This is a genomic window from Staphylococcus sp. SM3655, assembly GCF_016917315.1.
Taxonomy (GTDB): Bacteria; Bacillota; Bacilli; order Staphylococcales; family Staphylococcaceae; genus Staphylococcus; species Staphylococcus aureus.
In genome coordinates this window covers 1,201,095-1,220,758 of record NZ_CP070305.1, presented here as the reverse complement: position 1 = coordinate 1,220,758, position 19,664 = coordinate 1,201,095, and the positions used below count along the sequence as shown (strand labels likewise).

The following is a 19,664-nucleotide window of genomic DNA, read 5'->3' as shown; positions in this document are numbered from 1 at the left end:
TGTGGCAAATCCGATTAAAATTGGTATTGGTGGTCCTGTAGGTGCAGGTAAAACACAATTAATTGAAAAAGTTGTAAAACGTCTTTCAAAAGAAATGAGTATCGGCGTTATTACAAATGATATATATACAAAAGAAGACGAAAAGATATTAGTAAATTCAGGAGTTCTACCTGAAAGTCGTATCATTGGTGTTGAAACTGGTGGATGTCCTCATACTGCGATTCGTGAAGATGCATCTATGAACTTTGCAGCAATAGACGAATTATTAGAACGTCATGACGATATAGAACTAATTTTCATAGAATCTGGTGGCGATAACTTAGCAGCAACATTTAGCCCAGAACTTGTTGACTTTTCAATATATATTATCGATGTTGCTCAAGGTGAAAAGATTCCACGTAAAGGTGGTCAAGGTATGATTAAGTCAGATTTCTTTATAATTAACAAAACTGATTTAGCTCCCTATGTAGGTGCATCATTAGAACAAATGGCTGAAGATACTAAAGTATTTCGTGGTAAACGTCCATTTACTTTTACTAACTTAAAAACTGACGAAGGTTTGGATGAAGTTATCGATTGGATTGAACGCGACACTTTACTCAAAGGATTATCATAATGGATGAACAACAATGGACTGGGCAACTTGATTTAACAGTGTTTTTTGATGGCAACCGATCAGTATCAAGAGATATTTTCTTTGAAAAAGCACTTAAAGTGATACGTCCAGTTTATCTAAATCAATCTACCATTCCTACATTTTATATAGTAAATGTAGGTGGTGGTTATTTAGATGGAGATCGTTACCGTATGAATGTGAATGTCGAAGATAACGCTAAAGTGACATTGACATCTCAAGGTGCAACAAAAATATACAAGACACCTTCCAATCATGTTGAGCAGTATCAAACTTTTAATTTGAAAGATAACGCATATTTAGAATATGTCGCTGATCCAATCATCGCATATGAAAATGCTAAATTTTATCAACACAATACGTTCAATCTCAATAATTCTAGTTCATTATTTTATACTGATATTTTAACTCCTGGTTATTCAAAAACTGGCGAAGCCTTCAAGTATCAATATATGCATTTAATAAATGAAATTTATATTGAAGATGAGTTAGTCACATATGATAATTTATTATTGAATCCTAATAAACAATCGATCAATGAAATAGGTTATATGGAACATTACTCTCATTACGGCTCTGCTTACTTCATACATGAAGATGTTAACCAAAAACTAATCGATTCAGTTTATGAAACCATTAGTTCTTATAGCAATACATTCGATTGTCGTGTTGCTATTTCTCAATTGCCTACACATGGTTTTGCAGTTAGAATTTTTGCTTATCGCACACAAATTATAGAGAAAATACTTGGAATCATCCAAAGCTATATCGCAGAAAATATTTATGATCGTAAACTTGATTTTCTAAGAAAATATTAAAATAAAAAGACTAGTGTACCTTGTTTCAAGCTTAATAAGCTGAAATAAGGTATGGCTAGTCTTTAACTTTAATTAAAGCATCTTCAATATTTAAATTTTAAGTTAATTTTATGTCCCAATGCTGAATAAATAACTTCGTTTTAATAAATTGTTATCGTTCAATGTTATTAAACGCAATTAACCTTGATTTAATTTTTAATGTATTCTTCTAATTCTGAAATCAGTTTTTGAATATTTGCTTTTTGTGTATCTGTAACATAAACAATAACTGTTCTTTCGTCTTGTAAACTTCTTTTCTTTGATAACAATTTTAAATCTTTTAGCTTTTGTAAAGCTTTAGTTAAATAGTAAGGTTTGAACTCTGAGCACTTAGCAATCTCTTTAGATGAGATTTCGTTAGACTCACTTCTTAAAATATGATTTAAAATATAAATTTCTTCATAGTTCAAATTGAACTTCTTTTTTGTATCTCTGAAAAACTTCTTAACTTGAAATGTTGCGTTGACTAAATCATTAATGTCATTAATTTTACTCATTATTAAACCACTCCTCTGATGCACATCTTGTTGTAGCAAGGTTCACATGTAATTTATTAAATCGAAACTCTATCCAACTATGTTATAAAGTTCATTCTAAACAAATAAGTATAAAAATTCAATATTTTTATTACTAGAATATGGTTAAATACATTTATTTCTTATAATAATTTGATGTTTAAGATATTTTGCCAAATTGAAAATTATTAGTCTGAATATTTTGTATCTTAACTGATATGTAAACTTTTAAAATTTTAATCTATATCAACGTGTTTGATTTGATATTTTTTATATTAATTGGATGGCTTGCTCACAAAATTTATAAAATATAAAAAAAGAAGAGCTTTAAATCATAACGCATGCCATTTATCTTTAAATGCAATGAGTTATCATTCAAACTCTTCTTATCAACCTACATACATTGACATTATACTATCATATGTTGTTTTACATATTCAACAAACATTTCAACGTTATCACTTTTAATATCATGCATTGGGACATTACCAATATTAAATTTGAACATTATAGTTTGACCATCATAATCTATCTTCTCTATTTCATTATAACTAATACTTCTATAATAAAATTGGCCATTCATATCTACATTCATAATTAATCTTTCATTTGTTGCTATAAATGCCCCTTCAAATTCATTCTCACCTTGAACTTTATACTCAATTATTCCTAGCACTGACGGACCCTTTTTTTCAGTTGGAAATAAATCATTTGGATTCACATTATCTAAAATCATAATATCCCTCCCACTTAAAACTATAAACTATTCTTCATAGGTATATGAAATACAAGTGATTAACTATTTATTATTAAGCTTAACTTGTATTCCCTTTTCAAGATAATTATAACATGCTTGAATAAGCATAGTGACTTTAGAAAACTTTTCTCGCTTGATTGTTACAATAACACGCCTTTCATCTAATTCACATCTCTCTTTTTTAACTAATCCCTTCAAAATTAAACACTTTAAAATCGGGCTAACCGCAAATATCGGGTGATGGAATTCACCCTGTAATTCTTTAACCGTCAATTGACCTTTATGCAGATTTAATATTCCTAAAACGTATAACTCTTCTAATGTTAATTGACACATATTTAAATAACACTTTAGATTCCGCAATAATTCTTGTGACGACAATAAATACGATACATAGTCACAACTAAAATCAAATGTATATTGACCAAAATAACGTTCAATATAGTCACTAAGCTCATTATTCATATATTCTATTTTATCTATATGCATTTTATTAATCGAAATAGTCAATTTACGTTGATCCCTTTGATCTCTTCCTTTCAATAGCCATTGATGATTGTTTAAATAACTTAACATTTGAAGAAGGGCCATCTTAGATTGGATTTCTTTCATTTTTAATAAACTATCTATTGAAGCGCTATTGGAATCAGAATTATCATATTTAACTAATAGATTTAATAGTTTCACTTGAGTCAAAGTGAGATGAAATGAATATTTCAACATATCATTAATGACTTTCAACATTAGTATGTGTGCAGTTAAACGCTTAACTTTAAATTTAGACATCTTTAAAACCTCTCTTAAACCATGCCTATATCTCAAGATGATATTTCAAATGAACAATACTATTGCTTGAGACCATTAATGAATGATCATAAATATTTCTTTCTATAAAATTAGCTTTCCAATAACTGTGTTGTTGCATAATATCATTCACAAGTACACCATTTTCGGAAGTATGATTATCTTTATCTATACTTAAAACAATTTGTTTAGTTTTAGCATGGCTAAATTGTTGAAGACCCTTACACGATAAACGTATAGCGTCTGAATTCTCATTTAACAATGCGGCTGGCAAACAAATGACACATTGTACTTCATGTTTGAACTTCGTTACAATCATCGTGTCATTTTGATAAATAACAATCCCTCGTAATTGATTAAGTATATTTATGATAAAAATGAATATTGATAATCTAGTTAAATTTATTTCTTTGCTCGCTTCACTTATAATTGACATGTGCATAATAAGTCCTCGAAATTTTGTATAATTTGTCAAAAGTTCAGAAACCTTATTAATATCAGACATTGTGATTTTTTCTTTTAAGTCATTATTCTCATTAATCAAATCTACATCACATATAATTTTAGAACGTGCAATAGACACCTGTTCTATTTGTCTTAGCGGTAAGATAAAATAGTCTATTAGATGATCAATTTCTTTATCATAGCGCGTATTCAACTCTTTTGGTTCCAGATGATATATTAATTCAAATACTCCTATATAATTATCTATTAAACGTTTCAGTTTTTGAATTGCAGTAGTATTTAAGTCGTTAATTAAAAATGCAATCTTACATCTATTACTCTCAAAAGTCATATTAAAAATTGTAGCTACTAGCTTTTCTATCTTGCCTCTTTCAGCACTCGTTAACAATTCCTTATATTCATGTTTAATACGAAACACTACATTTACATTGTAATTCACTATCTTTTGAAGTAATAAAGTGATTTGTTCAATCGATAGCTCATTGCTTGTGTCGATTGTAACAATTATATGCAAGTTTTCAGGATTAACACCTAATCTTTGAATGATTTGTTTAATAGTATAATAATCCATCCAATAAAAATTACTTCCTTTAATATAAATGTTTTTAGGTTGATACATTTGACTCCTTTTTGTAGGCTCAAAAGGTATATCAATCTCGCGCATACTTGAAGAACTTTGATTAGTATCATCAAATAATTCAATTATATTTTTATCAATTTCAACTAATTGGGAATGGTTAATTGAATGAGATGTTGGACTATATCTTTTTCTAATTAATTTAGGAGTGTTACCATACGTTTCTTTAAAGAGGTGTATAAAACGAGAATAATGATTAAAACCATGACTACTTGCGATTTCTTCAATAGGCTTCTTAGAAGTTAAAATATCAATTAAGCAATGCTCCAGTCTAATATGATTTAAATATTGAATAAAATTACTATAAGGTGTCGCTTTAAACATTTCACTTAAAGCTTTGTTTGTAATACTAACTTGATTAATAACATCTTTCCTATTTATCTTTTTATGGTGGTTGTTTGTTAAATAATCGTGCACTTCTTCGGCTACTAAATGACGACTACCATCGTATGTATTTAATGACATTAATTCAACACACATGTAATTAATAATCTTATCATTAGCATTATAAGACTGTTGTTTAATTTTGCTGTAGATTAAATACTTAATCAAGATTCTAAAAGTGCTAGCAACCTCATTTGTTAATATCTTGCCACGCATCATATAGTTTGCATTCATAAACTTCAAAAATGTCTTTGCACTTACTTCAACAACACAACATACACTATCATCATGACCATCAATTTGATACAAATCATTCAACATAATAACGGTGACATCATTTCTTTTTACATCATATTGTTGTAGATTGATTGAAACTACACCTGTACCTTGTAGCCAATATATAATTTTTAAGTTCGCTTCCTTCACACTACTCATTTTCATACTTTTATAAATATGTAGTGAATAATTATCTGTCATCTTACATCCTCACATATACAAATATATTGATTTACTCCTGTTTGTCTTTCTCAAATCAATTGTCAACATCTAATATTCACTACCAATTATATCGCCACATGTTTTTTAGCAGTAACAAAACATAAATCGATTATATCAAATAATACTTTTATTAAAACATTTTTTTATGCTAAATTAGGATATTTTATCCATTAAATATACATTTTCATCCAAATACCAAAGCTTTCATAATCATAGAAACTTGATCGTTCGTGTCGAATTTTTATGCATTTTCTGATTAAAAGTCCTATATTATGCACAAAATATACATTTAGAATTTTCAGTAATATTACAAATTTGTAACAGACTTATTTTCGAAACATTCAGTTTTCACAAAGAATGCCGTAGTTATAAGTTTTGCAAAATGCAAATTTCTATACTTTTAAAATTCTATTGTGTCAAGATATTAGCAAAAAATTACAAAACGTTAACAAAGCACACAAGGACGCTAATTTCTGTTATAGTCTTTCTTGTCGTTTAATTACGAGAGATAACTTATAACATTAATTTTGTCACACGGACATTACGAAAATATTTTAGATTTAAAATTTTTAGGAGGATATTTTTAAAATGAAGAAAATCGCTACAGCTACTATCGCAACTGCAGGATTCGCTACAATCGCAATTGCATCAGGAAATCAAGCTCATGCTTCTGAGCAAGATAACTACGGTTATAATCCAAATGACCCAACATCATATAGCTATACTTACACTATTGATGCACAAGGTAACTACCATTACACATGGAAAGGTAACTGGCATCCAAGTCAATTAAACCAAGATAATGGCTACTACAGCTATTACTACTACAATGGTTACAATAACTATAACAATTACAACAACGGTTATAGCTACAATAACTACAGCCGTTACAACAACTACTCAAATAATAATCAATCATATAACTACAATAACTATAATAGTTACAACACAAACAGCTACCGTACTGGTGGTTTAGGTGCAAGCTACAGCACTTCAAGCAACAATGTTCAAGTAACTACAACTATGGCTCCATCATCAAATGGCCGTTCAATCTCAAGTGGTTATACTTCAGGACGTAACTTATACACTTCTGGTCAATGTACATACTACGTATTTGATCGTGTAGGTGGTAAAATCGGTTCAACTTGGGGCAATGCAAGTAACTGGGCTAACGCAGCTGCAAGAGCTGGTTACACAGTGAACAATACACCAAAAGCTGGTGCAATTATGCAAACAACTCAAGGTGCATACGGTCACGTTGCATACGTTGAAAGTGTTAACAGCAATGGTTCAGTAAGAGTTTCAGAAATGAACTATGGTTATGGCCCAGGTGTTGTAACTTCACGTACAATCTCAGCTAGCCAAGCTGCTGGTTATAACTTCATTCACTAATTAGTGATGGCTATGTTTACGCCAACAAGGTTTCAAGAGCCTTGTTGGCTTTTTTAATTTCTATGAAAAAAATCGAATTGGTAAAAATCTCAAAATTTCGATTTTCACCAATCCGATTCACTCTGTAATAAAGAATAAACAACATACAGCCATTGACACACCCAAATTTAGGCATGTCAAATCGGCTATACATTGATAAATTTTTAGTTAAAGTACTTACAAATATACTTGCCTTCAAATTCTCAATTAATTTAGTCATTACAAATCATGACATAAAACTTACATTACATATATCAACATGTTCCGCTACAAAACATATTCAGTATATGTATAGAGGATATTTATTCTAAGTTAAAACCTTTTCAAATTATAACCGCTACAATTATAAATGATTAAAGTGTTTCAACATATTATATATATTCCACGCTCACATTAAGTTAAACGTGAATTCGATGACTTTTTAATACCTATCCCTGTAAAACCATAGATAATTGCTATAATTGCGCATAAATAACATGGTACTGTCCATATGAAAAATTCTTCAACAGAGACATGAAGTTGATTCGTATAGTAAATACCTGATGTTCCCCATGGTATTAAAGGTAAGACCATCGTACTTGAGTCTTCAAGTGTTCTTGATAAAACGGAACGAGAGACTTGGTATTTTTCGAACAAATCTTTCATTAACACACCGACCATAATAATTACAATCGAAGCAACACCTGCAGCGAATACAAGCGCAATACAACAAATAACAGTAATACATATTAAACTTCCTACAGAATGGATGCCTTTAGAAATAGTAGTTAATAAGACTTCTAAACATCCTGCTTTTTCTACAATACCTGCAAATGCATATCCGCAAAATATCGTTACTAATATTTGGGTCATACTCATCATACCACCCTGTTCTAACAAGCTTTTCACACTGGATGAAATATGAGACTGATGTATCATTGATTCGTTAAAACCACTAAATGTTGCTTTGAAACCATCTGTCATTTTGAAATGATGATTAAAAGTCCCCACTATAATGGCAGAAAAGCTTGATATTAGCATAGCTGGCACTGTAGCCATTTTAAATAGCAAACAAACAATGATCACAATTAAGGGAACCCAGACCCATATGTTAATTTGATAAATCTGTGCAAGCTCTGATAACAAAGTTTGAATCTGTTTATCATTTGAATGCCCTTTAAATTGAAATCCAGCAATAAACCATACTAATAAACCTATGATTGATGCAGGTATCGTCGTCCACATCATCGAATGTATATGTTTAAATATATTAACTTTAGTAACAAGCGCCGCTAAATTAGTTGTATCTGATAATGGTGACATTTTATCGCCAAACACAGCCCCTGCTATAATAGCACCCGCTGCCATCCCTGGAGGAATCCCCAATTGATTACCAATAGAAATAAGTGCAATCCCTGCAGTTGATGCAGAGCCCCATGCTGTACCAGTTGCTACAGATGTAACAGCACTTATAAAAAAGGCTGATATTAAAAAATAGCTTGGATTCAATAAATCTAAGCCATAATAAATCAAGGCTGGCACTGTGCCAGAAAACATCCAACTGCCTACTATAATTCCTACCGCTAGTATAATTAAAATTGCAGGCATTGCAGTATTTAAACGTTCTGCAATGCCTTTTTCTAAATCTTGCCATGTTAAGCCTACACGTTTTGCAATCCATGTGGCATATGCTGAGGCAATAATTAATAATACTTGAATTGGAATATCAAAAAACACAAAGCCTGTTACAACAACAATAACCATTACAATCATTGTCGAAATTGATTCTAAAAAGGTGGGTTTTCTTTTCATCATCTATCGTCCCCTTCGCTTATTGATGAGAAACCTCTTTTCTTCAATTTATTGCTTTTGCATAATGCTATATCCTTTTCTATCTTCAAGCCATCATTTATTTTAAATATTTTTCTAAATCAAGCTTATCTAAACCAATTTCTTCAACTGTTAAGCCTTCCTCAAAGAAGTCTCTCTCTAAAATGGTTGATGCAATTACAATTACTGCATCTATATTTGGTGTCGGTACATCAATAACACGACCTAAGCTTGACCATAGTACTAAACCATATGCAATATCTTCAGTTAAATATCTGCTTTCTACATGATTTGGTCCTGGAATTTGTGAAAATACTGGGCTTGTATTAAACAAACGATTTAATGGTTCATCTTCTTTATCACGTTCTAAATAACCACGTTCAATACGTGATTCTTTAGCTGTTGATAATTCAAAACCTAATCTACGGCCTAAATTCAAACGTTCTAATTCGATTGCATGAAGTAATCTAACTGTATGTTTAGTAATTCCTTCTTTATATAAAGCGAACTCGCCAGCATAATCAATGCGACCGACATTCAATAATGTTGGTCCTGGATGCACTTCAGGATTACCATTTTCAAGATTTGTTTTAATTAAGCTTTCCTCTTTTACTAAATGATCATAAATACTTGAAACTTTGTCATAACAATCATTTAGACAGCTTCTATCATATGTTGAAAAGAAGATACGACGTACATTTAGAGATAAATCAACTGCTGCATTTTCAAAATCGACACGCGTACCATACGTCAACGTATTAGCTTCCGCTAGTTGTGGTTTTGTTTCAATATGTCTATCTTCTAAAACATTCATAAAACGAATTGACCCCATTGCTGCAGCCATGTTGAAGAATATCAACTGATTATCAGTTACATGCTCTGCCATTACATCAGCATAATACTCTATGTATGAAGATGGAATAATCACTTGAACAATTTCAGCATCTTTTAAAACATATTCCATATCATCACTAATATCAGTGAATTTTACGAAACGTTCATCACCTTCATTATTAAAATCAAATCCGCCCTTTTCGATTGCGTTTTGAAACTTACTTATAGATTGATTACGACAATATAATTTAACATCGTGGCCTTTGCTCACCATATCTACTGCTGCCGTAACCGCGCCATTTCCTGATCCTACAATTGCTATTTTCATAAACAACCCTCTTTCTATCTTTGGTTAAAATTAAAAACAAATTATACGTAAGACAATATAAAAATGATGCGAATTCATTACGCATCATTATAAATGTTAAGTATATATAACCTTAAATTAACCTATTTAAACGCCGACGTCCACCAATTATTTTTATTTTTAATAATTGTTTAATAAACATGTTTATTTTTGATTATATTTTGTTATAGTTAAAGATAATATTACAATTTTCAAAGGAGTGTCTAATATGACAACTGAAATGAACGACGTAACAAATCATCAACCGAATCGCAAATCCAATGATGAGAACATTATGGCGATGCTTATCTATTTATTAAGTTTATTCACATCTATTATTGGTCCACTGATAATATGGTTATTGAAAAAAGATGAATCGAAACTAGTTGATCGTGCTGGAAAAAATTATCTTAACTATACGATTTCTTATATTATTTGGTCTATCGTTTTAGTCGTTATCACTTTAATAGGCGTTTTCCTAATTGCTACAGATATTGATTTCATTATTATTATAGGTTTCATCATTACGTTTATCGGTATTTTATCCATATTCGCTTTCTCAATATTATCTTTTGTATTCACAATTATTGCGTGTGTCAAATATTATAATGGTCAAGAATATGTAATACCTTTAACAATTCGATTTATTTAAACATATTACAAATAAATATTTCCTATTAATTATCTGTTAATCTCATTGTAACTTTGACTAATTTTTATTACAAAATTAGTCAAAGTTTTTTTATTCTTTTACAAATCAATAACATTCCCCACAAGAAGCATTAATTTTGTTAAAGTAACTATTGTCATCAATTCGAGATGTGAGAATAAAACAGTCGCTACGTTTTATTTATAAAAAAAGATATAGAACTTTGGAGGACTTTATTCATGAAAAAATTAGTAACAGCAACTACGTTAACAGCAGGAATCGGTACAGCATTAGTAGGTCAAGCACATCATGCAGATGCTGCTGAAAATTATACAAATTACAACAACTATAACTACAACACGACTCAAACTACAACGACTACAACAACTACGACAACTACATCATCAATTTCACATTCTGGTAACTTATACACTGCAGGACAATGTACTTGGTATGTATATGATAAAGTAGGCGGAGAAATCGGTTCTACTTGGGGAAATGCTAATAATTGGGCTGCTGCTGCACAAGGTGCTGGATTCACAGTAAATCATACACCTTCTAAAGGCGCTATCCTACAATCTTCTGAAGGACCATTTGGTCACGTTGCATATGTAGAAAGTGTAAACAGTGATGGTTCAGTTACAATTTCAGAAATGAATTATAGTGGCGGACCTTTCTCAGTAAGTTCTAGAACTATTTCTGCAAGTGAAGCAGGTAACTACAACTACATCCATATTTAATATAAACACGATGATACATATTGTCTTGAAACTTAATTCTAGTACATATGTCATCAACAAACTTTGAGCTTTCCTTTATAGGAGAAGCTCTTTTTTTGCTATTTTTCGTTGCCACCTACTTATTTATATTTCCTCCCATATTCATAATATTAATTTTTTCTAATACTATTAACTTTAAAACTACGTTATCTAATTTAATTGATCCAGTTTTTCCACATTACAATATTCATAGTTCTACAGTGCCTAAATTATATCACCTCCATCAAAAGTACACGCTTACATCATTGATACACAAGACATCATGACATAGTTGTATACTGTCTAATCTTCTACTATACTAAGATAAAAGGAGTGATCTTTTATGGAAAAAGTTTATGTTGCTGGTGCAATACCAGAAGTAGGTTTAAAACTTTTACAAGAACATTTTGAAGTTGAAATGTATGAAGGTAAAGGATTAGTCGATAAAGACACTTTAATTAAAGGTGTTAAAAACGCGACTGCCTTAATTAGTTTATTATCTACAAACGTTGATAAAGATGTTATCGATGCTGGTAAAGACTTAAAAATCATTGCCAACTATGGCGCTGGTTTTAATAATATTGATATCGAGTATGCCCGAGAAAAAAGTATAGATGTTACAAACACACCTAAAGCATCAACAAACGCGACTGCTGATTTAACAATTGGATTAGTACTTGCAGTAGCGCGTCGTATTGTTGAAGGGGACCAATTATCACGTACAACTGGATTTGATGGATGGGCACCTTTATTTTTCAGAGGTAGAGAAGTATCTGGGAAAACAATCGGCATTATCGGTTTAGGTGAAATTGGTAGTGCAGTAGCTCGTCGTGCAAGAGCATTTGACATGGATGTGCTATACACTGGACCTAATCGCAAAGAAGAAAAAGAACGAGAAATCGGTGCAAAATATGTAGATTTAGATACACTATTAAAGAATGCAGATTTTATCACTATCAACGCTGCTTATAATCCTAAAATGCATCATTTAATTGATACAGAACAATTTAAAATGATGAAATCTACGGCGTATTTAATCAATGCCTCTCGTGGTCCAATCGTGCACGAACAAGCACTAGTGCAAGCATTGAAAGATAATGAAATTGAAGGTGCTGCACTTGATGTATATGAATTTGAACCAGATATTACCGATGACTTAAAATCACTTAATAATGTAGTATTAACACCGCATATTGGTAATGCTACATTTGAAGCACGTGACATGATGTCTAAAATTGTTGCTAATGCTGCAATTAGTGCCGTTCAAGGTGAGAAACCACAATTTGTCGTTAACTAATAATTGAATTTATTATAATAACATTATAAAAACAAGAACCCCCATATGTTGAGCTCTCGTTTCAACATACGGGGGTTTTCATATTGTTGTATTATTTTTCTTTCGATTTATATAAGAATTTAGTTTGTCCAGCTGCTAATGCATTTGGCATCATTTTCATAATACGATTTCTAACTGCAACAAATAAACGACTACGATATTGGGCAATTTTACCGATTTTTCTAGAACGCTTAATTACTTTTGCAGTATGTTTGACACGTATTTTATCATAACGCTGTAATGCTTTTTCAAAGTCGTATGCGTTAAAACAATTTACTAATACGATAGCATCTTCCATTGCTTGTCCAGCACCTTGCCCCATATTAGGCGTTGTCGCATGTGCTGCATCTCCTAGTAAAATAGTACGACCATAAACAAAAGATTTGAGTGGTTTCAAATCATAAATATTATGCAATAAGATACCTGTTTCACTTTGTTTGTCTAAGATCTCTCTAACTTCATTTGGATAGTGATTAAAGTATGCTTGCAAATGAGGTTTACCAAACGAACTATATTTATGATTGTTTTCCTTCGAGTTAATTGTAATGAACCAATATGCTTGATTATTTAATAACGGAACAATACCTACTCTTCCTTTTCTTCCCCAGTATTCTTTTGCACAATCCGGATGCTTTAAATCAATATCATCAATTAAACCTCTAAAGCATGTATACCCTTGATATAATACTTTACTGTCAGCATTTACAGATTGTCTCACTTTAGAATGAATTCCATCAGCACCAATACATAAATCAAATGCTTCACTTTCTTGTTCCGCGAAATGTATGGTAACTTTATCTGTCTCATTATCTATATGCGTGACTTCATGATTTGTAAATATTGCGTCATCTTTTACATAAGATTTAATAATGTCAATTAATGTTTGGCGTGGTAACGTCACATTCAATGTATTACTTTTTAATTTAACAGTAGTTAACAGGCGATCTTTGTCATCTAACACTGTCATTGTAGATAAGATTTGCCCAGCATTTTTAATACCTTTAGCTAAGTCATGATTACCTAGTTTTTTAAGCACATTATCTCCGATACCAATCCCAGCGCCAATTTCTTTAACTGACTCATTTTTTTCAAAGACTTTAATAGTATGACCTTGTTCTTGTAATAATGCAGCAGCTGTTAATCCACCGATGCCTGCACCTATAATTGCTATCTTCATATTGTCACCTCTATATTTTTCATTCTTTTCTATTTTATCACATGCACTATTGTTTAAAAATGACTCTTGGAACTAACGTTTCATTTTTAAGGACTTAAGTGTATTATCTGCACCATTGTATATTACATGCACATTTAGACAGCAATATTCATTTACATCATGTACATTTGTAACAATGATGTGGGAGCTTGGGACATAAATCAATGTCCTAGGGTCTATAATATTATATTGGCAGTATTTGACTGAATGAAAATGCGCTTACAACAAGCTTTTTTCAACTCTAGTCAGGGGCCCCAACACAGAGAATTTCGAAAAGAAATTCTACAGGCAATGCGAGTTGGGGTGGGGGTCCCAACACAGAAGCTGACGAAAAGTCAGCTTACAATAATGTGCAAGTTGGGGTGGGACAACGATAAAGAAATACTTTTTCTATAGAAATTAGTATTTCTTATGCATGAGTTTTACTCATGTATTCCTATTTTTAAGTACACATTAGCTGTGGCTAATGTGTAAGAACCACTACATAATAAATCATTAGTGGCTCTTTATCATTTCTGTCCCACTCCCGCGTTTTTTGTTAGGTTAAAATCCATTTAACTAACACACTCAGAATGTGCTAAAGGAGCTCGAAACAATAAATTGTTCCAGCTCCTTTAAGCACCGATGTCTTATTTATAATATGTTTGTCTAATATCATCTTTCTTTATACCAAACTGCTTATAGGATTTATCCATTAATTTGGCAATTTTATCTGCCCAGCGAATGTCACTCGCATATTGATGTTGCGCAGGATTTTCTGGATTCCATCGCATTTGATATAAATTCAGTTGATTGTTTTCAAAATATTCATTACGAATGAACTTTGCACCACCAATAATCGCCTTATCTGGTGATGTCCATTGTTCCTTTTCAGCATAACTTTTCCCACTACGAACAGCACTACTATCGAATGCTCCTATACCAAAAAAGTTGTAATAGCGTTTTTTTCCATCTTTAATGCCTTTTGCTAATTCTGATTTGCCGTTACCTGTTTCTACTAATGCATGGCTAACAAGATAAATGACATTAACCTCATATTTTTCTTGAGCTTCTAGAAAAACTTTCCCTCGATTTTCTAAAATCCCCTTACCTTTTAGCAATTGGTTAACTTCAGATTCCGACATTGGCACTTTTTCTGTGATATCCATATACTTCATATCATTGTCTTTATGTGAAATAGTCATTGCTTTAGCAATTTCATTATTATTTGCTTCAACAAATTTACCATCCTCTTCTTTTGTCTGTACAATACCTTTCCCTTGTTGCATTGAAACAGCCTCATCAAAAGAGTAATTCACATCATTTTTAAACAATTTAGTTTCATTCACGATGAGTAATACAGCAAAAACAACTAAAATAACTATCAATAGTAGCGTTGAAATGCGTAACTTGAAATTCTTCTTCATATAGACAAAACCTCATTTTTCTTACTTAGACAATAAAAAATATGCCACTACAATCGCTAATATTACGATTAAAAAAGAAGCGTTAACGATTACTTTCATCGTTGTTCTATCTCTGAACATCATATTAAAGACAACTAGACTAATTGATAATGAAACAGCAAAAAAAGTAATAGCTAACACTAATTTCATCATAAATAGACAGACTAAACCTATGACTAATAATGTATTAGAAATTACAGCTGACGTTTTTAACATTCTCGAATTAATATGCACTCACCCTTTTTATTTAAATAACTTACATAATCATAATAATACATGATGTTTCATAGGCCTGTCGATGATTGATTCACAATAGCACGTGATTTTTTTGTTTTTCAATATTATTCATTTATTCCATCAAAAACACCCTTTTTAATTTTTACAAAAATTAAAAAAAGTGCTCCTACACTGCTTGCATGTAGAAACACTTTTTCATTGTAATGTTATTCTTCTCGAGACATACCTTTTAGCATATTAAGCATGTATGTTAAACTACGGTTCATGTCGTCATCTTTCAATACGCCCAATAGACTTCTTATAGTTGTCTTAGCATTTGGACTCGCTTGATTGGCAACGTGTAATCCTTTATTAACTTTATTTAGGAAGTCGCTTAAATCTGATACATTGAGTTCACCTAATAAAAATACCATTGAAGCCATATTAGATAATAGCCCTGTATAAATATCTTTATTAAGTTCAACTGCAAATTTATTTATGATGACTTGACGTCCTCGAATTGCACCATTTAAAGCATCTAATAGTTTTGCATCATCTAATGTTTTAATAAGCTTGATTGCTTTTAATATACTATCTTTATTCGCTGCAATTGCCTCTGTAACTTCATTTAAACTTTCTAACTTAATTTGTTCTTCTGATTTTTCTAAGCGTCTAATTTTAGAAGATATTCTCTCAGCCATTATTTATCCACCTGATTTCCCGGGAAAACATAATCTGAACGTTCCCATTTTTTCTGTACTTGAACACTGTACTGCGGATGACGTTTTTTATTGACACGGAAATTATTAGGGTTCAACGGTGACTTACCACGTTTCGTAATTACCTCCAAACGACAGCTAGTACGTTTATAAGATGGTGTATCCGTGTATTGATCAACATCACTATTAGTTAATAAGTTAATTGCACCTAGATCTCCATTTTCCATCGCATCATTATTTAATGGAATATAGATTTCTTTACCTTTAACACGATCTGTCACGTGAACTTGTAATACCGCTTCTCCTGTTTCAGAAATCAGCTTAACTTCTGCACCTTCATGAATGCCTCTATCTTCAGCAAGCTCTGGAGAAATTTCAACAAATGCACGTGGCACTTTGTATTTAATCATTGGTGTTTGATAAGTCATATTACCTTCATGGAAGTGCTCTAACAATCGACCATTGTTTACATGAATATCATAAATTTCATCTTGCTTAAAGTAATTATCAAATGATAATGGGAATAATTTTGCTTTACCATTATCAAAATTGAATCCTTCTAAGTATAGAATAGGCTCATCAGTACCATCAGGTTGTACTGGCCATTGTAAACTATTGAATCCTTCTAAACGATCATAACTTACCCCAGCATATAGAGGTGTTAAGCGTGCTACTTCATCCATAATTTCACTAGGATGCTTGTAATTCCAATCAAATCCTAATTTATTAGCAATTGCTTGGAAAATTTTCCAGTCAGGTTTTGAATCACCAAGAGGTTCTAATGCTTGGTATAAACGTTGAATACGACGTTCGGTATTTGTAAAAGTACCGTCTTTTTCAAGTGAAGGACTTGCTGGCAATACAACATCTGCGTATGTTGCTGTGAATGTTAAAAATTCATCTTGGACTACCATGAAATCTAATTTTTCAAACGCAGCTTGTACAAAATTAATATTTGAATCCACAATACCCGTATCTTCACCATATAAGTACAATGAGTGTACTTCTCCGTCATGTATACCTTCTACCATTTCATGATTATCTTTACCAGCTTTTGGATTCAATTTAACGCCATATTCTTTTTCAAATTTAGCGCGAATATCATCCGCTTCAATACTTTGATAACCAGTAATCTTATCAGGCATACTTCCCATATCACTACATCCTTGAACATTATTATGTCCACGTAATGGATACGCACCAGTACCAGGACGACGATAATTACCTGTTACTAATAATAAGTTTGAAATCGCTGTACTTGAGTCACTACCAATGTCTTGTTGTGTAATACCCATTGCCCAACAAATTACAACAGATTCAGCTTTAGCACATTCTTCAGCAAATTTAATCAATTCTGATTTAGGAATACCTGTTGCTTCTTCAGCAAAAGCCATTGTAAATGTTTCTAATGATTTGTAATATTCATCAAAATCATCTACCCACTCATCGATAAATGCTTTATCGTGTAAATCATGATCAATAATATACTTAGTCACTGCGCTTAACCACGCTAAATCCGTACCTGGTTTCGGTTGATAAAAACGATCCGCACGTTCAGCCATTTCATGTTTTCTAATATCAAACACATGTATTTTTTGTCCAAATAATTTTTGAGCACGTTTCATGCGTGATGCAATAACTGGGTGTGCTTCGGCTGTATTGGTACCTATCAATACAGACATTGCCGCTTTTTCTAGATCTTCAATACTACCTGAGTCACCGCCGTGTCCAACCGTTCTAAATAAGCCTTTTGTTGCAGGTGCTTGGCAATATCTTGAACAGTTATCAACGTTATTTGTGCCAATAACTTGTCTTGCTAATTTTTGCATTAAATACGATTCTTCATTCGTCGCTTTAGAAGAAGAAATGAATGATAGTGCATCTGGGCCATACTTTTCTTTAATAGATGTAAAATTATCTGCAATGACATTTAAAGCTTCATCCCATTCTACTTCATGGAACTCACCATTTTTCCTTACTAGTGGTTTAGTTAATCGTTGATCTGAATTAATATGTCCCCATGAAAACTTACCTTTAACACAAGTCGCAATTTTATTTGCTGGAGAATCATGTGATGGTTGTACTTTTAAAATTTCTCTATCTTTAGTCCAAACTTCAAATGAACAACCCACACCACAATAAGTACACACTGTTTTAGTTTTCTTAATACGCTCTTTACGCATTTCTGCTTCTGAATCTGAGATTGCAAATAGTGGACCATAACCAGGTTCTGCTTTTTTAGTTAAATCAATCATTGCTGCTAATGAACCAGGTTCCGTATCAGTCATATAACCCGCATTACCTTCCATATTCACTTCCATCATGGCATTACATGGACATACCGTCGCACATTGACCACAAGATACACATGAAGACTCATTAATCGGTACATCATTATCCCAAATAACACGTGGATGTTCACGATCCCAATCAATTCTAATAGTTTCATTCACTTCGATATCTTGACATGCTTCTACACAACGCCCACATAAGATACATTGATTTGGATCATAACGATAAAATGGGCCGTAATCTTTTTCGTATGGCTTCTCTTTATATTCATACGTTTGATGCTGAAGCCCCCATGCATCCATCGTATTATGAATTTCACAATCACCATTATTATAATCACATACTGTACAATACAGCATATGCTTTTCTAAAATTCGATCAAGCGCTTCTTTTTGAGCATCTTTCACATCATTGTTCACAGTATTTACAGTCATTGGACGATCAATCACCGTACTACATGAACGTTCAATTTTACCGTCAATCTCAACAGTACATGTATCACATGTTTGAATTGGTCCCATCGACTCGTTATAACAAATTGAAGGTACAAAAGTATCTTGTGATTTAATAAATTCAAGTAAATTCGTACCTGGTTCTACAAGATAATCTTTTCCATCAAGTGTAACCACCAAATGTTCTTGCATATTACTCACCCCGTCTATATATATTTTCCGTAAATGACTTTTAATAAATTGCTCATATCCACCTAAAATAACGATGCCCCACACATCTTTCAGATAGAATTAATTTAATTGTATTACTTTATGTACTAGTTGTTAAGTGAAATTTTGTATTTTGCCTTTTTACAATCATTTTTATTTGAAATATTTTGCGCGAAATTAAATCATCTTTTTGTTTAATTGAAAATAATTATCATTGTTAGTTTTCCAATTATCTGTTTCACGCTTTTCAGTCATATCTTTCACAACCTTATTAATGACAATACTTAATAATCACCTCACCTAAAAATCGTTATACTATTTATAAATACCCTTTTTCTGAAAATTAATAACCCAAGTTTGATAAATATCTACTATCATTTAGAAGGTAATATTTATCTTT

At 31.7% G+C, this 19,664-nt stretch carries 18 protein-coding genes; 6 read left to right on the top strand and 12 right to left on the bottom strand.

The genetic code is table 11. The annotated features are described in order from the left end of the window. Position 1 precedes the first annotated feature (1 nt). Positions 2-616: an urease accessory protein UreG gene (ureG, locus tag JQN76_RS05910; RefSeq protein WP_000002969.1), complete on the top strand. Its 615-nt coding sequence runs from the start codon at positions 2-4 to the stop codon at positions 614-616. Continuing rightward, positions 616-1,452, top strand: a complete 837-nt coding sequence (locus tag JQN76_RS05905) for an urease accessory protein UreD (protein ID WP_000344351.1) — start codon at positions 616-618, stop codon at positions 1,450-1,452. Before ureG ends, JQN76_RS05905 begins: the two co-directional genes overlap by 1 nt. Before the next feature lie 188 nt (positions 1,453-1,640). Here the strand turns inward: JQN76_RS05905 and sarR are convergent, their stop codons facing one another. From sarR to JQN76_RS05885, 4 genes are all read right to left on the bottom strand, one after another. Next, complete coding sequence (gene sarR, locus JQN76_RS05900) at positions 1,641-1,988, bottom strand: HTH-type transcriptional regulator SarR (RefSeq protein ID WP_000036076.1); 348 nt, start codon at positions 1,986-1,988, stop codon at positions 1,641-1,643. A gap of 427 nt (positions 1,989-2,415) precedes the next feature. Next, positions 2,416-2,742 carry a PH domain-containing protein gene (locus tag JQN76_RS05895; RefSeq protein ID WP_000599584.1) on the bottom strand — a complete coding sequence of 109 codons (327 nt, stop codon included), beginning with the start codon at positions 2,740-2,742 and terminating at the stop codon, positions 2,416-2,418. Between the two features lie 63 nt (positions 2,743-2,805). Next, positions 2,806-3,549 (bottom strand): SarA family transcriptional regulator, encoded by a 744-nt coding sequence (locus tag JQN76_RS05890; RefSeq protein ID WP_000032856.1) that lies wholly within the window; start codon positions 3,547-3,549, stop codon positions 2,806-2,808. A 25-nt stretch (positions 3,550-3,574) separates the two neighbouring features. Further along, positions 3,575-5,530 carry a helix-turn-helix transcriptional regulator gene (locus JQN76_RS05885; RefSeq protein ID WP_000131846.1) on the bottom strand — a complete coding sequence of 652 codons (1,956 nt, stop codon included), beginning with the start codon at positions 5,528-5,530 and terminating at the stop codon, positions 3,575-3,577. Between the two features lie 609 nt (positions 5,531-6,139). Here JQN76_RS05885 and JQN76_RS05880 point away from each other — a divergent pair. After that, positions 6,140-6,943, top strand: coding sequence for a CHAP domain-containing protein (locus JQN76_RS05880; protein WP_000717381.1), 804 nt, complete (start codon positions 6,140-6,142; stop codon positions 6,941-6,943). 16 nt (positions 6,944-6,959) lie between these two features. On the opposite strand, the gene JQN76_RS05875 is transcribed toward JQN76_RS05880, so the two are convergent. The 3 genes from JQN76_RS05875 to JQN76_RS05865 form a co-directional block, all read right to left on the bottom strand. After that, positions 6,960-7,202, bottom strand: coding sequence for a hypothetical protein (locus JQN76_RS05875; protein ID WP_001789136.1), 243 nt, complete (start codon positions 7,200-7,202; stop codon positions 6,960-6,962). Between the two features lie 173 nt (positions 7,203-7,375). Then, the gene (gene nhaC, locus JQN76_RS05870) at positions 7,376-8,776 is read right to left on the bottom strand and encodes a Na+/H+ antiporter NhaC (protein ID WP_000977737.1); all 1,401 of its coding nucleotides are present in this window, start codon (positions 8,774-8,776) and stop codon (positions 7,376-7,378) included. 94 nt (positions 8,777-8,870) lie between these two features. Next, the gene (locus JQN76_RS05865; RefSeq protein ID WP_000684567.1) at positions 8,871-9,953 is read right to left on the bottom strand and encodes an NAD/NADP-dependent octopine/nopaline dehydrogenase family protein; all 1,083 of its coding nucleotides are present in this window, start codon (positions 9,951-9,953) and stop codon (positions 8,871-8,873) included. 247 nt (positions 9,954-10,200) lie between these two features. Here JQN76_RS05865 and JQN76_RS05860 point away from each other — a divergent pair, with 247 nt between their 5' ends. From JQN76_RS05860 to JQN76_RS05850, 3 genes are all read left to right on the top strand, one after another. Next, positions 10,201-10,623, top strand: a complete 423-nt coding sequence (locus JQN76_RS05860; protein WP_000206109.1) for a DUF4870 domain-containing protein — start codon at positions 10,201-10,203, stop codon at positions 10,621-10,623. A gap of 236 nt (positions 10,624-10,859) precedes the next feature. Continuing rightward, positions 10,860-11,360, top strand: coding sequence for a CHAP domain-containing protein (locus tag JQN76_RS05855; RefSeq protein WP_000737705.1), 501 nt, complete (start codon positions 10,860-10,862; stop codon positions 11,358-11,360). A 361-nt stretch (positions 11,361-11,721) separates the two neighbouring features. Then, positions 11,722-12,675, top strand: coding sequence for a 2-hydroxyacid dehydrogenase family protein (locus JQN76_RS05850; RefSeq protein ID WP_000417016.1), 954 nt, complete (start codon positions 11,722-11,724; stop codon positions 12,673-12,675). A gap of 91 nt (positions 12,676-12,766) precedes the next feature. Here the strand turns inward: JQN76_RS05850 and JQN76_RS05845 are convergent, their stop codons facing one another. The 5 genes from JQN76_RS05845 to fdhF all read right to left on the bottom strand — a co-directional run bounded on the left by JQN76_RS05845 (position 12,767) and on the right by fdhF (position 19,246). Beyond that, complete coding sequence (locus tag JQN76_RS05845) at positions 12,767-13,891, bottom strand: FAD-dependent monooxygenase (protein WP_000684141.1); 1,125 nt, start codon at positions 13,889-13,891, stop codon at positions 12,767-12,769. A 668-nt stretch (positions 13,892-14,559) separates the two neighbouring features. Continuing rightward, a complete protein-coding gene (locus tag JQN76_RS05840; RefSeq protein ID WP_000739224.1) occupies positions 14,560-15,336 on the bottom strand; it encodes an N-acetylglucosaminidase in 777 nt (258 codons plus the stop codon). Positions 15,337-15,357: 21 nt separating this feature from the next. Beyond that, positions 15,358-15,591, bottom strand: a complete 234-nt coding sequence (locus JQN76_RS05835; RefSeq protein ID WP_000921246.1) for a hypothetical protein — start codon at positions 15,589-15,591, stop codon at positions 15,358-15,360. A gap of 227 nt (positions 15,592-15,818) precedes the next feature. Continuing rightward, complete coding sequence (locus JQN76_RS05830) at positions 15,819-16,292, bottom strand: helical membrane plugin domain-containing protein (protein WP_000840811.1); 474 nt, start codon at positions 16,290-16,292, stop codon at positions 15,819-15,821. Then, positions 16,292-19,246: a formate dehydrogenase subunit alpha gene (gene fdhF, locus JQN76_RS05825; protein ID WP_001836595.1), complete on the bottom strand. Its 2,955-nt coding sequence runs from the start codon at positions 19,244-19,246 to the stop codon at positions 16,292-16,294. The genes JQN76_RS05830 and fdhF overlap by 1 nt, the downstream gene beginning before the upstream one ends. Positions 19,247-19,664 lie beyond the last annotated feature (418 nt).

Excerpts from the sequence above, each read along its gene's own strand:
- JQN76_RS05905 (WP_000344351.1), top strand. The coding sequence starts at position 616 with ATGGATGAACAACAATGGACTGGGCAACTTGATTTAACAGTGTTTTTT.
- sarR (WP_000036076.1), bottom strand. The coding sequence starts at position 1,988 with ATGAGTAAAATTAATGACATTAATGATTTAGTCAACGCAACATTTCAA.
- JQN76_RS05895 (WP_000599584.1), bottom strand. The coding sequence starts at position 2,742 with ATGATTTTAGATAATGTGAATCCAAATGATTTATTTCCAACTGAAAAA.
- JQN76_RS05890 (WP_000032856.1), bottom strand. The coding sequence starts at position 3,549 with ATGTCTAAATTTAAAGTTAAGCGTTTAACTGCACACATACTAATGTTG.
- JQN76_RS05885 (WP_000131846.1), bottom strand. The coding sequence starts at position 5,530 with ATGACAGATAATTATTCACTACATATTTATAAAAGTATGAAAATGAGT.
- JQN76_RS05880 (WP_000717381.1), top strand. The coding sequence starts at position 6,140 with ATGAAGAAAATCGCTACAGCTACTATCGCAACTGCAGGATTCGCTACA.
- JQN76_RS05875 (WP_001789136.1), bottom strand. The coding sequence starts at position 7,202 with ATGACTAAATTAATTGAGAATTTGAAGGCAAGTATATTTGTAAGTACT.
- nhaC (WP_000977737.1), bottom strand. The coding sequence starts at position 8,776 with ATGATGAAAAGAAAACCCACCTTTTTAGAATCAATTTCGACAATGATT.
- JQN76_RS05865 (WP_000684567.1), bottom strand. The coding sequence starts at position 9,953 with ATGAAAATAGCAATTGTAGGATCAGGAAATGGCGCGGTTACGGCAGCA.
- JQN76_RS05860 (WP_000206109.1), top strand. The coding sequence starts at position 10,201 with ATGACAACTGAAATGAACGACGTAACAAATCATCAACCGAATCGCAAA.
- JQN76_RS05855 (WP_000737705.1), top strand. The coding sequence starts at position 10,860 with ATGAAAAAATTAGTAACAGCAACTACGTTAACAGCAGGAATCGGTACA.
- JQN76_RS05850 (WP_000417016.1), top strand. The coding sequence starts at position 11,722 with ATGGAAAAAGTTTATGTTGCTGGTGCAATACCAGAAGTAGGTTTAAAA.
- JQN76_RS05845 (WP_000684141.1), bottom strand. The coding sequence starts at position 13,891 with ATGAAGATAGCAATTATAGGTGCAGGCATCGGTGGATTAACAGCTGCT.
- JQN76_RS05840 (WP_000739224.1), bottom strand. The coding sequence starts at position 15,336 with ATGAAGAAGAATTTCAAGTTACGCATTTCAACGCTACTATTGATAGTT.
- JQN76_RS05835 (WP_000921246.1), bottom strand. The coding sequence starts at position 15,591 with ATGTTAAAAACGTCAGCTGTAATTTCTAATACATTATTAGTCATAGGT.
- JQN76_RS05830 (WP_000840811.1), bottom strand. The coding sequence starts at position 16,292 with ATGGCTGAGAGAATATCTTCTAAAATTAGACGCTTAGAAAAATCAGAA.
- fdhF (WP_001836595.1), bottom strand. The coding sequence starts at position 19,246 with ATGCAAGAACATTTGGTGGTTACACTTGATGGAAAAGATTATCTTGTA.